Annotated in this window: 12 protein-coding genes and 1 pseudogene; 11 read left to right on the plus strand and 2 right to left on the minus strand. The window is 41.9% G+C overall.

Features of this window, described 5'->3' with window-relative positions:
* Positions 1 to 357: 357 nt before the first annotated feature.
* The 7 genes from QNM16_RS03775 to QNM16_RS03805 all read left to right on the plus strand — a co-directional run bounded on the left by QNM16_RS03775 (position 358) and on the right by QNM16_RS03805 (position 5474).
* Positions 358 to 2028, plus strand: a complete 1671-nt coding sequence (locus tag QNM16_RS03775; RefSeq protein WP_284019256.1) for a methyl-accepting chemotaxis protein — start codon at positions 358 to 360, stop codon at positions 2026 to 2028.
* 189 nt (positions 2029 to 2217) lie between these two features.
* Positions 2218 to 2601, plus strand: a complete 384-nt coding sequence (locus tag QNM16_RS03780) for a GFA family protein (RefSeq protein ID WP_284019257.1) — start codon at positions 2218 to 2220, stop codon at positions 2599 to 2601.
* 215 nt (positions 2602 to 2816) lie between these two features.
* Positions 2817 to 3173 carry a VOC family protein gene (locus QNM16_RS03785; protein WP_284019258.1) on the plus strand — a complete coding sequence of 119 codons (357 nt, stop codon included), beginning with the start codon at positions 2817 to 2819 and terminating at the stop codon, positions 3171 to 3173.
* Between the two features lie 94 nt (positions 3174 to 3267).
* Entirely contained in the window at positions 3268 to 3444 is a 177-nt protein-coding gene (locus QNM16_RS03790) for a DUF6435 family protein (protein ID WP_152614486.1), read from the plus strand.
* 175 nt (positions 3445 to 3619) lie between these two features.
* Entirely contained in the window at positions 3620 to 4717 is a 1098-nt protein-coding gene (locus QNM16_RS03795) for a serine hydrolase domain-containing protein (RefSeq protein WP_284019259.1), read from the plus strand.
* A 74-nt stretch (positions 4718 to 4791) separates the two neighbouring features.
* Positions 4792 to 4989, plus strand: a complete 198-nt coding sequence (locus tag QNM16_RS03800) for a hypothetical protein (RefSeq protein ID WP_284019260.1) — start codon at positions 4792 to 4794, stop codon at positions 4987 to 4989.
* Positions 4990 to 5042: 53 nt separating this feature from the next.
* On the plus strand, positions 5043 to 5474 hold the full coding sequence (locus QNM16_RS03805) for a hypothetical protein (RefSeq protein WP_284019261.1): 432 nt from the start codon (positions 5043 to 5045) through the stop codon (positions 5472 to 5474).
* 50 nt (positions 5475 to 5524) lie between these two features.
* Here the strand turns inward: QNM16_RS03805 and QNM16_RS03810 are convergent, their stop codons facing one another.
* Together QNM16_RS03810 and QNM16_RS03815 are read right to left on the minus strand one after the other, a co-directional pair.
* Positions 5525 to 6352, minus strand: a complete 828-nt coding sequence (locus tag QNM16_RS03810) for a CvfB family protein (protein ID WP_284019262.1) — start codon at positions 6350 to 6352, stop codon at positions 5525 to 5527.
* Between the two features lie 3 nt (positions 6353 to 6355).
* A complete protein-coding gene (locus QNM16_RS03815; protein ID WP_284019263.1) occupies positions 6356 to 7684 on the minus strand; it encodes a DEAD/DEAH box helicase in 1329 nt (442 codons plus the stop codon).
* 265 nt (positions 7685 to 7949) lie between these two features.
* On the opposite strand from QNM16_RS03815, the gene trhO reads away from it, so the two are divergent.
* The 4 genes and pseudogenes from trhO to QNM16_RS03835 all read left to right on the plus strand — a co-directional run.
* On the plus strand, positions 7950 to 8936 hold the full coding sequence (gene trhO, locus QNM16_RS03820) for an oxygen-dependent tRNA uridine(34) hydroxylase TrhO (protein ID WP_284019264.1): 987 nt from the start codon (positions 7950 to 7952) through the stop codon (positions 8934 to 8936).
* A gap of 253 nt (positions 8937 to 9189) precedes the next feature.
* On the plus strand, positions 9190 to 10296 hold the full coding sequence (locus QNM16_RS03825; RefSeq protein ID WP_284019265.1) for a sensor histidine kinase: 1107 nt from the start codon (positions 9190 to 9192) through the stop codon (positions 10294 to 10296).
* A 15-nt stretch (positions 10297 to 10311) separates the two neighbouring features.
* The gene (locus QNM16_RS03830) at positions 10312 to 11154 is read left to right on the plus strand and encodes a LytR/AlgR family response regulator transcription factor (protein WP_284019266.1); all 843 of its coding nucleotides are present in this window, start codon (positions 10312 to 10314) and stop codon (positions 11152 to 11154) included.
* 280 nt (positions 11155 to 11434) lie between these two features.
* Positions 11435 to 14092: pseudogene (locus tag QNM16_RS03835) on the plus strand (family 16 glycosylhydrolase); the annotation flags it as partial.
* Positions 14093 to 14333 lie beyond the last annotated feature (241 nt).

Genomic DNA, 14333 nt, shown 5'->3' on the forward strand with positions numbered 1-14333 from the left:
TGCGTGTTATGAATTGAATAGATCTTCAGTGAATTACACTTAAATATCATAAGCTACATGTAAATCAAGATAGTAAACATAAAACATAAATAAAAAACTTACATTAGAGTTTTTACTTTAACTCACCTTTAAAAAAACAACGATAGAATTAAATATTACTACCCATTTCAGGTAAGTCGTATTAATATTCGCCGCCTTTCTAGGAACGATTGAAAAATTGAACAGGATTTTGATTACTTTTTGTAGAAAAAGTTCACTGTAATTGACACTTCACAATGTGCGTTGTGCTGTCTATCAAGGTGCTCAGACTCTACCTAGTGATATCAAATTTGATTTGAATAAAGTAGTAATAGATCAATGACAACAAATCCTCGTTACAAAGAAGAAAAGCCGGCATTTCTTCGCTCGATACGTGTAAAATATTCGGCGCTATTTATCGCAATCTCTGTGTTCTTTATAGCAGTGGTTTCGATTAACTTTTTTCTTATATCTAAAACAGAAAAAAGCCTCAATGAAGTAGGTAATAAATTTAATCCTGCCATTTCTGCGGTTATCAATGCTGACAGAGACTTATATCAAGCCCATTCTGCGGAACAACACGTGTTGTACAGCGACAACCTATCGCAAAACTACGACATTATTTATAGAGACTATAAAGAAAATGCCAAACAAGCATTGGAACGAATGAATAAATACCGTGAACTGATGCGAGATTATCCGAGTGCATTGTCTCCGCTTTCTGGTTTTGATAGGCAGTATCAGACTTGGCTTGTTGAATCTCAAAAAGTGTTTGATTTGATGAACCAAGGGAATAAAACGGCGGCAATCAGACAAAGCGAAGGGGCAGCAACAAGAAGCTTTGATGCACTGAGAGATTACTTTAATGCAGCAGGTGAAAAGGCAGATACCATTAGTGAGCTTGTCAGCACACAATCCATAGCTGAAGTACAAAGTACTTTGACTGTGATTTTAATCTTCAGTGCACTGGTTATTGCCTTAATTGTTGCCATTGGTTTGGTTGCACCGAAGCGAATGACCATTGCACTGAATGATTTAGTGGCTCAGCTGAGAGAAATGAGCCAAGGCGATGGTGACCTTACTAAACGTATAAACTCTACAAGACAAGATGAAATTGGTGATGTTGCCAATGAGTTTGATAAATTTATTTCAGGCTTGTCAGAACTTATTCGCACCATAGTAGATGAATCCATGACCGTTGCACAGGGCGTAGAGTCACTTGAAAAAGGCGCTAAGCACATTCATGACACCTGCTCGGATCAACTACAGTCAATTGAAGTCATTGTAACGGCGGTGAATGAAATGTCGTATGCGATCAGAGAAGTAGCTGAAAATGCCAGTTCCACAGCGGAAGATTTAGCCGGTGTAAATAGGCTAACGGAAGAAGGCGCTAACATTACCAATAATACCGTAACAGAAATAAACCAACTGTCGGAAATTATTGAACATGCAGCAGGTACTATCTCAAAAGTATCTGAAGATTCAACGAACATTACTTCTGTGCTGGATGTGATCCGCGGAATTGCAGAGCAAACCAATTTACTGGCGCTTAATGCAGCCATTGAAGCAGCTCGAGCAGGAGAGCAGGGTAAAGGGTTTGCGGTAGTCGCAGATGAAGTCAGAACCCTAGCAAGCAAAACACAGCAATCGACAGAGAATATTCAGCAAATGATCGCAAACTTACAAAGCGGTGTAGAGCAAGCTGTAACCTCTATTGAACAAGGGAATGAGACAACGCACTCAACGGTGACGTGTTCAAACCAAACTTTAGCGTCACTTGGTAAAATTGCTTCAGCGTCACAGCGTGTCTCTGATATGGCAATACAGACAGCGACGGCGACAGAAGAGCAAAGCAAAGTAACAGACGATATCAGCAGCAATTTGACGCAAATGTCGGAAGGTACAAGATTAAATTTTGATACCGCAGTAGAAAATGGAGAAATTGCCGATCAAACTATGTTAAGTGCGCAGCGTCTGCGTGAGGCCGTGGGTGGGTTTAAGCTGAGTTAACTCACTTCAACTAATCTTAAAAAGCGATTGCCTAGTATTGGCTGGGTCATCGCTTAATTTCATTAATCTCTTCAACTCCTTTCAAGCGTCTCTTTACTCGCAGCTTATAGCAACTTTTTGAAATTGATGTAAGTATATGCTTTTATTGCACTTGTATTATTCATCTATACAACAATAAGGAATCATTTTGTGGCTAGAGAGTATAACGGCGGGTGCTTGTGCGGAAACATTCGATTTGTCGCATCAGGTGAAGCGCGTAATCCACATACTTGCTCGTGTAAAATATGTCAGCGTCATAGCGGTTCATTAACTCAAGTATGGGTTGAGTTTGATAAAAAAGACGTTAACTGGGTTGGACCGGGTGGGATTCCGAAAACTTGGCGCTCTTCAGACTATTCATCACGTAGCTTTTGCGACGTGTGTGGTAGCACGTTAGGGGCTATAGATGACGACCCAATGATTGCTTTAGTGCTTGGCACTTTTGATTCGCCCAATAGAGTCGCACTTAGGCCAACCTCACATTCTTATGTATCAAAAAAGCCGAAGTGGTGGCATGTTAACGCTGAGGTTTGATAACCTCACAAACTGGTGTATTAATAGTTAAGGATCGTGAAATGATAAAAAATACAATTAAAGTGATCACATGTGGTGTTCTGTTAAAGCGTGTATCTGGTGGCAGTGGTGGAGATCAACTCCCAAAAGAAAAAAGGCCGGGCACGGGTAACTAATGACACAAGCTTGTCGTACTTATCACTAAAAAAATTAGTTAAATTTGGGAAAAATCAATCATGAATCAACATGAAAAACTCAATTATGTGGAGTTTGCTGCAAATGATTTGCAAGCGACAAAAGTTTTCTTTACTCAGGTTTTTGGTTGGGAATTTGTCGATTACGGTCCTGAATATACTGCTTTTACAAATCAAGGTTTAGATGGTGGTTTTTATAAAGCTGATATGTCCAGTCAGGTTGTAAGTGGTGGTGCGCTATTGGTATTTTACAGCCGTGATATTAAGGCAACACAGGCAAAGGTAGTGGAAAAAGGCGGTGAAATTGTAAAACCTATTTTTGAATTCCCAGGAGGATGTCGTTTTCATTTTATTGAGCCAAGCGGTAATGAATTCGCTGTTTGGTCAGAAACGCAGTAGTTTGATTTAACTATCTCAGGGAATTAAAAAGCACAACTGATCCATACCCTCACTCAATTCGTTTAGTGAGAAAAGACTAACACGAGATAAAGGTATGTTTGGATTTTTAAAACCTGACCCAGTAAAAAAACTCAGAAAGATTTACGACAAAAAGCTTGAACAAGGTATGCATGCGCAAAGAAATGGAGACATTAAGGGCTATGCTATGTTAACAGCTGAAGCTGAGGCTATTTGGAAAGAGATTGAAACATTGCAAAATAAAAGCAATTAGCTGTAAGTTTTTGGGATAAAAAGCGTACAAAAAACGGCCATTCTAATGTAAGGGCATGGTCGTTACACTAATTTATTCTTATTTATGGAATAAACAGGCGCGCTTCACTTACTGTAAGATGTTATTTAATGTATCCTCCTTGTGAATATGTATTAAAAACAAGGACAACATACGGATGATGACATCGGTTTTAAAATCGGCCAGATTCGCCGCACTCTACACAATAATTGCTGGCACGACATTGTCTGCATACGCTAATCCCGTTGACTACCTAATAAAAAGCACCATGGAGAAACGCAATATTCCTGGATTGCAACTTGCAGTGGTGAAGAACAATAAAATAGTAAAAGCTCAAAGCTATGGTGTGGCAAACTTACAACATGACGTACCGGTTAAAAATAGCTCTATTTTTTCGATAAATTCAATGACCAAAGCCTTCACAGGGGTTGCCTTAATGCAATTGGAGGAGCAAGGCATATTGTCAATTGATGATGAAATTGGCAAGCATTTACCTGATTTACCAAAAGCGTGGCAAAAGATTAAAATCAAGCATCTGATGGCCCATACCTCTGGTTTACCGAGGATTCTAAGCGGACATAACATAGACTTAATTGTCAGAGGCAACCCAAAAGCGTCTTGGGATAAAGTGCAAACATTACCTATGGCGTCTGAAGTGAATAGCCAATTTTCTTATAACCAAACGGGTTATGTGATTGTCGGTAAAATTATTGATAAATACGTTGATGGTAACTTTATTGAGTTTATAACAGAGCATCAGTTAAAACGCGCCAAGATGAATTTAACCGCCGAAGCTGGTTTTGAGTATATGACCCCAGTGATCAAAGATCAGGCGCAGCAGTACGTTTATGATGGTCAAAACAAACGCTTTATAAATATTCAGGGTCAGTTTTCATACATGATGAGAACCGCTGCAGGTATGAATTCGACAGCGACAGAATTGGCCAATTATCTGATTGCGCTTACAAACAAGAAACTGACTAAAAACTTGGATGGGCTTTGGGCGCCAGTGGTGCTAAATGATGGCACTATCAGAGGCTTCGATAAACTACAAAATGGTTATGCCATTGGCTGGCAAGTGATAGACAGAGAAAATCACCCAGCAGTCAGTGCCAGCGGTGGTAACGCGGTAACCATGGTGTATTACCCAGAAGATAATGTATCTGTGGTTGTGCTAACAAACCTTGCTGGTGCTCTACCTATTCATTTTGCCGATAAAATAGCAGCAGAATATATCGAAGGATTTGCGTTGTAATTAGGGCAAGCACAGTTGCAATTGGCTAGCAGATAAGAGGTCGTTTGAACGCACTAGTTTAAACGGCCTTTGTTATGGCGAAGAGTTGGGCCTTACCAGAAATTTTAGAAAGCTTTTTCTTGAATTATTTATCTGTCACAGGCTTTATTTCATTAGCTCGTCCGTTTTCTTCCTCGAATGTCACTGAATATAGCCAAAGCAAAAATATTTTAAGTTTACTTGGCACAAAAGAAAGACCGCTGTTACAAAAACAAAACAATTCTGCAGTTTAAATAAGGTAAGGTATTTTGTAATTACAAGGAAAGTTTGAATAAAAGGATTGAAAGTGAAAGTACTTATTTTTTTGCTTATCGTTTTTTTCGGTACTTACACCCATCCGAGTGTATATGACTTGAATGAAACAATGAAGTTAATTGCAGATACAGAAGCCAGTGCACCAAATTCAGTACGTGGGGTCTTTCAATTTGAAATTAAGGCTGGTGCTAAACGAGGCGATGTCGTGTATTTAAACACACAAGAGGATTATCGAGACAGGCGTAATGTGACGCTTGCCCTCAGCTGGTATGCCGTTTCAAAAATGACTAAAAAATATGGTCAAAGGCCAGAAGTATTTTTTATCAATAAGAAGGTTGAGGTGGTGGGCGAAGCCAGCCGAAAGAAAATACCGCTTTATCGTCAAGATGGGACCGCATCTGAAGCGTATTATTATCAAACACATATCAATGTGTACAGTGATGTTCTCCTAACCCTTATGTAGTTGAAAAGGTGATTTGAGCCCTGAGCCCAATGCTCAAATCACCGACAGATTTATTTTCGAAGTGAAATTGAGTTCGCTTCGATATCAATCTTGCCTTGCTTAAATAAGCCACCAATGGCTTTTTTAAAGTTAGCTTTACTGGTTGAGAAAGCTTGCTTGATAAGCTGAGGGTCTGACTTGTCACCTAAAGGTAAAAAGCCGTTGTTTTCTTCTAGCTTGGCAAGGATTTGCTCACCAAGGCCTGAAATCTTCTCGATCCCCGGTTTTTCAAGTAATACGTCGATTTTGTCGCCTTCGCGTACTTGCTTGATAAAGCCTTTCATGCGCTGGCCGATGTACATACGCTTAAATACCGTATTAAAGAACACCATGCCAAAGTGCGTTTCATTAATAACCACTTTGTAGCCAAGATCTGTTTTAGCAGCCACGATTAAATCGACTTCTTGGTTTTTCTCGTAATCCGCAGGTGTTTTATTAACAAACTTATTGAGGTTACTTGAAGCGCACAAACGCTTGCTGGCATTGTCCAAATAAAGCTTTACAAGGTAGCTATAGCCTTCACGCATTTTTGGCTTTTGCTCGTTGTATGGCGCAAGTACATCTTTTGCAATGCCCAGGTCCATAAATGCACCAACTTTGTTAATTTGTTTAACACGAAGTAAGGCAAATTCACCCACTTGTGCAATGGGATCTTTTGTAGTTGCACAGGCATGACCTTGGTTATCTGAGTAAATAAAGACTTCGACGTTATCGCCTTCTTCTAAATATTCAGGTTTTTCATCCAAAGGTAAAAATACATCGCCAAGCTCTTTACCGTCGAGGTATGCGCCCTCTGCACAGATCTCTTCAATCATTAAAAATTGCTTAGTTCCTAGCATGGTTTATTCCTCAGTTGGCTTTGGTTTTCTGCGAAGTGGTGCATGACCATCTACATCAAATGGTGCTGCAATCGGTTTTTTTGGCGCTTTTGGCTTTTTAGTAAACTTGCGTTTTTGTTCTGGCTTGTTCGCTTTTTGCGGCTTCTTACCTTTATAAGCAGGCTTTTTCGGTTTTTCTTTAAAGCCTTTAAATTTACCTTCTAAACCTTCTACGGTGTGGAAAGTCAGTTCTTCTTTTAGGTACTGAGCAATCGCTTTATAGCTCTTCCAATCTTTTGGACCAACCAGTGATGCCGCAGTGCCTTTAAATCCAGCACGTCCTGTACGACCGATACGGTGAACGTATTCTTCTGCTTGCTTTGGTAAGTCAAAGTTGATCACGTGTGTCACGTTTAATAGGTCAAGACCACGTGAAGCGACATCAGTAGTCACTAACACTTTATAAATGCCACGGCTAAATGCATCCATGATATCTAGGCGCTTGTTTTGCGCTAAATCACCTGCAAGGCCAATTGCTTTGATGTCCATCTCATTTAACAGCTCACTTAAACGCGTGGTGTCTTGGCGAGTCGCGGTAAAGATGATGCACTGGCCAACTTCGTCTTGTTGAACAAAGTGTTTAAGTAGTGCTTCTTTGTGATCAAGATGGTCTGCGAAATACAGCGCTTGTTGAATGTCGCCGTGTTTTTCGTTACTGCCACTTAATAGAATCTTTTTTGGAGACTTTAAAAGTGCTTTGGCAGTGATCTCAACTTGCGCGTGCTCTAAGGTCGCTGAGAACAACATAGTTTGACGAAGGCGGTGGTCAGCTTGGCTGTTAATCGTATTAAGCTGCTTATCAAAGCCCAAATCAAGCATTCGGTCTGCTTCATCAAAAATCAGTAGCTCAAGGCCAGACAAGCGCAGAGATTGCTGTTCTAGGTGGTCAGTAATACGACCCGGTGTGCCAATCACAAAGTGCGGGTTTTTACGTAGCGCTTTAACCTGATCATTAAAGTTCTCACCACCGAGCACCTTAGTGGCTGTCATTGCAGTACCTGCGATTAATAGACGACACTGTGAAAATACTTGGTTAGCAAGCTCTCGGGTAGGGGCAACAATGAGTACACGTGGGTCGCGTTTACTCAGCGCTTTTTGTTTCATTACACGCTGAACAGCAGGTAATAAAAACGCCAAGGTCTTTCCTGAACCGGTTTTTGACTGGGCAAAAACATCGTGGCCTGCAAGTGCGGTAGGGATAGCATGAGCTTGGATCTCTGTTGGCTCATTAATTCCTTGATGTTGTAATTGCTTCTCAAAGCGTAGGTCAAGGCCGAGTTCGGAAAATCTCAAAGTTACTTTCTCCAATCATTATTCTAAAAAACGCGCCATTATAGCAAAGTGCCAGACAAAGGCACTATATAAATATAAGGTTAAAGCTGTTTTTGCTTTTGTTTTAATCACTTGGAATAAAAACTCAGCACTTGATTCTGTGTGTTTTGCATTTGTTTCATAAATCCGTAAAATACTCGCCTCAGCGCCGGATTTACGATTCGGTTTGTGCCTACGCGTCGTGTTTAAGTGTAGGTTGTTTTAAAGCTTATAAAAGAGAATTATTATGACTAAACCTTATGTTGTTTGTGCAATGTATAAGTTCGTTTCACTGCCTAACTTTGAGCAGATCCGCCAACCTTTATTGCAAGTAATGGAAGAAAATGAAGTACGTGGTACGCTACTTTTAGCAGAAGAGGGTATTAACGGTACCGTTGCAGCGCAGCGTGAAGGCATTGATGCATTGCTAGCATGGCTAGACAAACAACCTGGTTTAGAGAACATCGTTTACAAAGAGTCTTACGACGAAACATGTCCGTTCTACCGCACTAAAGTTAAATTGAAAAAAGAGATCGTGACCATGGGTGTACACGGTATCGACCCGAAAAAAGTGGTAGGTACTTATGTTAAGCCTGAAGATTGGAATGCCCTTATCTCAGACCCAGAAGTAGTACTTGTTGATACACGTAACGATTATGAAATTGAAATTGGCACGTTCAAAAACGCGGTTGACCCAAAAACGAAAACTTTCCGCGAATTCCCTGAATGGGCTGAAAAAAACCTAGACCCTAAGAAAAACAAAAAAGTAGCTATGTTCTGTACTGGTGGTATTCGCTGCGAAAAATCAACTGCTTACATGAAAGAGCAGGGTTTTGAAGAGGTTTATCACCTAGAAGGCGGTATTCTTAAGTATTTAGAAGACGTGCCAAAAGAAGAGACAATGTGGGAAGGTGAGTGTTTCGTATTTGATAATCGCGTCGCAGTTGACCATGACCTAAACAAAGGCTCATACGAGCAATGTCACGCATGTCGCATGCCTATCACTGAAGAAGAAATGCAATTAGAGCAGTACATGGAAGGGGTATCTTGCCACCACTGCTTCGACAATGTGACTGAAGAGCAAAAAGCTCGCTTTGCAGAACGCCAAAAGCAAATGGAACTGGCAAAAGAACGTGGTGAAGGCCATATTGGTCACGAAGCGCAAGAAGCACTGCGTCAACGTAAAGAGCAAAAGCAAGCTCAAAAAGAAGCGCAGCGTAAGCAGTCAGCTTAATTTGCTCTAGCTTTTAAAAAGCAATATCGATTTTTAACGCCCTCGGTCATATGGCCGAGGGCGTTTTTTTGTGTGCCTCAACACTTATTCCTTTTACTCATTTTATAGATCTATTTAAATTCAATGGGTTATAATTTATCTTTCTGTCCAAAGAATAAATTTGAGCATGCTCAATAATATTTGTTGCTGATTTGGGTTCCCCTGACATGTGCGCTTATACTCAAGTAGGATAAGTTTATACCGTACAATAATAATGAATGCGCCAACCCAATCAGAATTAACCATTTCACTGCAAGCTTTTTCCAAGCAAAGTCATCAATTTTGGTCTTTACAGATCTTAGGCTGGCTTGGTTACACTTTCGTTGTATTTATCTCGATTATTCATCCACAGTTTGATGACCGCGACTTTAACTTAACGGGCCAATTATTGAATCTGGCTGTTGAGGTGGGGTTTGGTTTTATATTGTCGTTTTTACAGTGGTCGATCATCCGGCGCATAGTGCATTGGCCGCTTAAACGGACTTTAATAACGAGCTTTGTCAGCGCCGCTATTTTAGGCTTGGTGTTTAATGTTATTAAGCTGGCCTCATACAAAACCATTGTTTACAACCAAGTATGGTATCAAGAGCTCAATATGCTTGAGTTTGGTGGCTGGTTTTTGTTTTCGGTCTCTACCATGTTTGTGTGGACAGCGATATTTTTTATTATGCTCTACAACGCGCGTTTGCAAAAAGAGCATGAAATGTTGCTTAGAGCCCAAACGGCGGCAAAAGATGCACAGCTGCAAATGCTGAGATATCAGTTAAATCCCCACTTTATGTTTAACACCATGAATGCCATTTCGACTTTGATCATGAAAAAAGAGAATGATATGGCACAAGAGATGTTAGACAAACTCTGTGATTTCTTCCGTGCGTCACTCCAACACGACACAACAGATGCGAGCCACCTAGGCAAAGAGCTTGAGCTAATCGAATTGTATTTGAGTATTGAGAAAGTTCGATTTGGTGAACGTCTGAAGGTCAATTTTGACATAAACGATAATGCAAAGCAGGCCAAAATCCCTCCTTTGGTTTTACAGCCGATTGTAGAAAACGCGATAAAATACGGTGTTGAAGCGAGAAAACAGCAAAGTCTCATAGATATTCAGGTTACCAAACAAGATGAGCATTTAAAAATCTTGGTCGAAAACGACGGGGGAGTCTCAGAGAAGCCCAATGAAAAAGGGTTTGGGATAGGTTTAAGTAACACCAAAGAGCGCCTAGAAACCTTTTTTGGTACACCCTGTGAGCTCGGCGTTGAGAATGGCAATACCAAAACACGCGTCACATTGATTATTCCCTTTGTGATAGCAAATTAAGAATTGGAAACAAATATGATTACTGCAGTATTGGTGGATGATGAACCTCTAGCAATAGAAGGTCTAAGGCTTAGACTTGAGAACATATCTGATATTCAGATAGTCGGAGAAGGGTTTGACGGCGACGATGCAATTCGCTTGTGTCATGAACACCAGCCAGACGTATTGTTTATTGACTTAAGGCTGCCGGGACTCAGTGGTCTTGAAGTGGTTCAAGGTTTGCAGTCAGACACGATGCCACTAGTTGTGTTTGTCAGTGCGTACAGCGACTACGCGATAGAAGCTTTTGAACTCAATGCTTTGGATTATCTTATGAAGCCGGTGAATCTTGGCAGGCTGAAAAAAACAGTCGACAGGATCCGAGACTCTCTCAGTGAATCAGCCCTGTATCAAAAAAGTGAAGAGAAAGCCAAGCTTTTAAAAGCGCTGGGTGAATCATCGGGGTTAAGTATTTCACAGTTACAAGAGTGGCTAGATAAAGAAAGCGCGCCATTTCCGACAAAACCTAGACATGAATTACTGATCAAGAATCATGACAATGAGCAAGTGTTCTTATGCGTCGATGACATTATGTGGGTTGATGCAGCTGGGGATTACATGTGTATTCACACTGAAAAGGAGAACTATGTTGTGCGGATCACACTCAAGCGCTTAAGTGAAGAGTTAGACAATGCGACGTTTGCACGAATTCATAAATCTACCTTGGTTAATGTGAATTTTGTTAAAAGTTTTACCACACTAAAGAATAATGAATCGATGTTGGATTTAGGGGGGGATATCAGGCTCAAAGTGAGTCGGAATTATAGTGACACATTGAAGTCATTGCTGAAATCTCGTGTGGGAGATACATTTTTGTAGTCATCATGCCTCACATTTCATCGTGGATTTGTTTCGCCTTGTCGTATGCGGTGCAGCTGCACCAGCATTGACGCAAAATTGCACCGCGATAGCGCATTTCAATTGTCACATTATTATCTTTCTATCAATATTTTAACTGCCAAATTTACATTTTTAATTTGCATTTAAACTAAATGCATTTGGCCAAATGACAACGATAAATGTGCCAAGGTTCACAGTGGGATGTTTTTAAATAAGAAAATATCACATATGCACTGTGGGCAAATGTGGAAGTGATGAAATGAAACCAACAGTAAACCAAGTGTTTGGCGTTTGCCTGCTGAGTGCGACACTGCAAGGGTGTGGCGGGGGCGCTGAAACGAACACTGATACCAGCCAAATCTCACCAGAAGTTCCCGTCTCTGATTGGCAACTCGTATGGAGTGATGAGTTCGATACAGATACCATTGATGCCAATAAATGGCTTCATGAAGTTAATTGTGCAGGTGGCGGTAACAACGAGCAACAATGTTACACAGACAGTAATGACAACTCTTATATCGATAATGGCGTACTCCATATTGTCGCTTTACCGGCGGCAGAGGGGGAGCAAAAGCCCTATACGTCAGCAAGGTTAAGTTCTAAAAACAAAGCAGATTTCAAGTATGGACGTTTTGAAGTGCGGGCGAAATTACCATCAGGCCAAGGAAGTTGGCCAGCATTTTGGCTGTTACCCACAGATGAAGCATACGGTGGATGGCCAAAGTCCGGTGAAATTGATGTGGTTGAGTCGGTAAATCTAAAAGCAAAACGAGAAGATGGTACATTAGAGCGACATGTATATGGCACTTTGCATTATGGCAAAGACTGGCCAGACAACGAATCAAGCGGTAAAGCATACCTATTACCAGATGATATGAACCCCGCGGATGACTTTCACACTTATGCCATCGAGTGGCAAGAAGGGGAAATTCGTTGGTATGTAGATGGCTACCTGTACCAAACTCAGCGCCGTTCGCAAGCGCTTTATAATGGAGATGGTGATGCAGTAGGGCTAATTTATCGCGGATGGTTTACGGAGTATTTTGGGCAAGATTCTGGCGAGTTAGAAACCCATTGGGATAACGCGCCGTATGACCAAGAATTCCATATGCTACTCAATCTTGCAGTTGGGGGAGACTGGCCTGAAAGTGCCAATGAGTTAGGCGTCGATGCCTCTGCTTTTGCCAACGGTCAGCATTTTGAGATCGATTATGTGCGTGTGTATCAATGCCAAATTAACCCAGAGACGGGTAAAGGGTGTGACACAGTACGTGGTGGGTTCGATAGTTTAGAGGATGCATTAGTGGAGGGCAAAGCACCCACACCAATTCCGCCTTCTTCCGGCATCGCCCAGGATCTAGATATTTTTACTGGTACACCCAATCCGAATTGGCCAGCTTGGGACTGCTGTGGCGGGTCGACACCTGCCTTAGTCGATGACACTGAAAAAGGTGCTGTGTATGAATTTGTGGTTGGAGAGAGCCCAACCGTGAATGGGTTTATTTCTCGCGAGGATTTTATTACTGACCCTGAGGGTGAAGCCACGCCTTTTGATGCAAGCCCGCTTATAAGTAGCGGTACGCTGAGCTTTGAAATGAAGGTAGTGAGTTTACCAAGTGCTGCTGATACGCCATGGCTTTTAAAAGTTGAAAGCGTTGATGCATCAACCGCAGCCGAAGTTGCCTTGACCACCAGTGTTGAAGGTCAAGCACCGGCACTTGGACAGTGGCAAACGTACACATTTCCTTTGCAAGCTTTGGTAGATAGCGGACTTACTCCGAATGCAATCGATGCTGTGATGATATTCCCAACGTGGGGCAGTGGCGAGGGCGCGGTATATCAAGTTACCAACATGCGCATTGCTGGCGATGGCGTATCTGCGCCTCAACCATTTGTCGTTTTTGAAGAGTCGATTAATCCAGATTGGCCATTATGGGATTGCTGTGGAGGAACAACACCACAAATAGTTGAAGACGATGCACAGCACGGCAATGTTGCTGAGTTCTCTGTGGGGAGTGAACCAACTGTCTTAGGTTTTATATCACGCACTGACAATACCTCCGAAGCAGGGGGATCACCAGCACCGTTTGACGCCTCACCGATGTTTGACAATGGCATGCTTCAATTTGAAATGAAAGTCGTTAATGCGCCAGCGAACGCCGAATCGGTTTGGAAGTTAAAATTAGAGAGCAACAATGCTGAAACCGCTGCAGAGCTCGACCTCAACAGTAGCATTGAGGGTTTAGCACCGGTTACAGGGCAATGGCAAACCTATACATTTAAGATCTCTGATTTAGCCAGTGCAGGGTTGGATGTGAGTGCCATTGATGTGGTGATGATTTTCCCAGAATGGGGAACGGGTGAAGGCGCACTTTATCGCGTCGATAATTTGAAATTCTATCAACCAATGGATGCGCCAACTTTTGAAGGGCATGTGTTATTTCAAGATGATGTGCTGTCACAGTGGTCGCTATGGGACTGTTGCGGTGGATCGACACCTGAAATCGTCAATGACGATGCACAACATGGCATGACGGCTGAATATACCATCGGTGGCGAACCGACAGTTGTTGGTCTATTTGCAGACGATGGTGTTTATCTCGACAGCAGTGAGTTTTTGCAATCGGGTGTCATTCAATTTGAGATGAAAGTGGTGAGTGCGCCAGCCAACGCAGAGTCTGTTTGGAAGTTCAAGATTGAATCTATGGATGCGACCACCGCGGTTGAGCTGGACTTGGCAGCAAGTCAAGAGGGTAAAGCCCCAGTCGTTGGCCAGTGGCAAACCTATACTTATTCCCTACAAAGTTTATTAGAGGCAGGGTTAGATGTGACAGCGATTGATGTTGTGATGGTCTTTCCCGCTTGGGGTACTGGTGAAGGGGCAGTATTTAGACTAGATAACGTGCTTATCTACAATCCAAGCTCAGTGCCTCAAGCTCAGTCTCTTACGCTTTTTAAAGATAGACAAAACATTAACTGGCCAATTTGGGATTGCTGTGGAGGTTCTACCCCTACAGAACAACAAGACGATGCAGCGCATGGCATGACTGCAGAATTCACAATTGGTGCAGAGCCGACAGTGATGGGCTTTTTGGCAAATGTTGGTTCACATTTTGATGCCAGCGCCTTGCAAGCAGAAGGGGTTGTTCGCTTTGACA

The organism is Pseudoalteromonas umbrosa, from assembly GCF_030125375.1.
GTDB lineage: Bacteria > Pseudomonadota > Gammaproteobacteria > Enterobacterales > Alteromonadaceae > Pseudoalteromonas > Pseudoalteromonas umbrosa.

Excerpts from the sequence above, each read along its gene's own strand:
- QNM16_RS03800 (WP_284019260.1), top strand. The coding sequence starts at position 4,792 with ATGGCGAAGAGTTGGGCCTTACCAGAAATTTTAGAAAGCTTTTTCTTG.
- QNM16_RS03775 (WP_284019256.1), top strand. The coding sequence starts at position 358 with ATGACAACAAATCCTCGTTACAAAGAAGAAAAGCCGGCATTTCTTCGC.
- QNM16_RS03795 (WP_284019259.1), top strand. The coding sequence starts at position 3,620 with ATGATGACATCGGTTTTAAAATCGGCCAGATTCGCCGCACTCTACACA.
- QNM16_RS03825 (WP_284019265.1), top strand. The coding sequence starts at position 9,190 with ATGAATGCGCCAACCCAATCAGAATTAACCATTTCACTGCAAGCTTTT.
- QNM16_RS03810 (WP_284019262.1), bottom strand. The coding sequence starts at position 6,352 with ATGCTAGGAACTAAGCAATTTTTAATGATTGAAGAGATCTGTGCAGAG.
- QNM16_RS03790 (WP_152614486.1), top strand. The coding sequence starts at position 3,268 with ATGTTTGGATTTTTAAAACCTGACCCAGTAAAAAAACTCAGAAAGATT.
- QNM16_RS03830 (WP_284019266.1), top strand. The coding sequence starts at position 10,312 with ATGATTACTGCAGTATTGGTGGATGATGAACCTCTAGCAATAGAAGGT.
- trhO (WP_284019264.1), top strand. The coding sequence starts at position 7,950 with ATGACTAAACCTTATGTTGTTTGTGCAATGTATAAGTTCGTTTCACTG.
- QNM16_RS03785 (WP_284019258.1), top strand. The coding sequence starts at position 2,817 with ATGAATCAACATGAAAAACTCAATTATGTGGAGTTTGCTGCAAATGAT.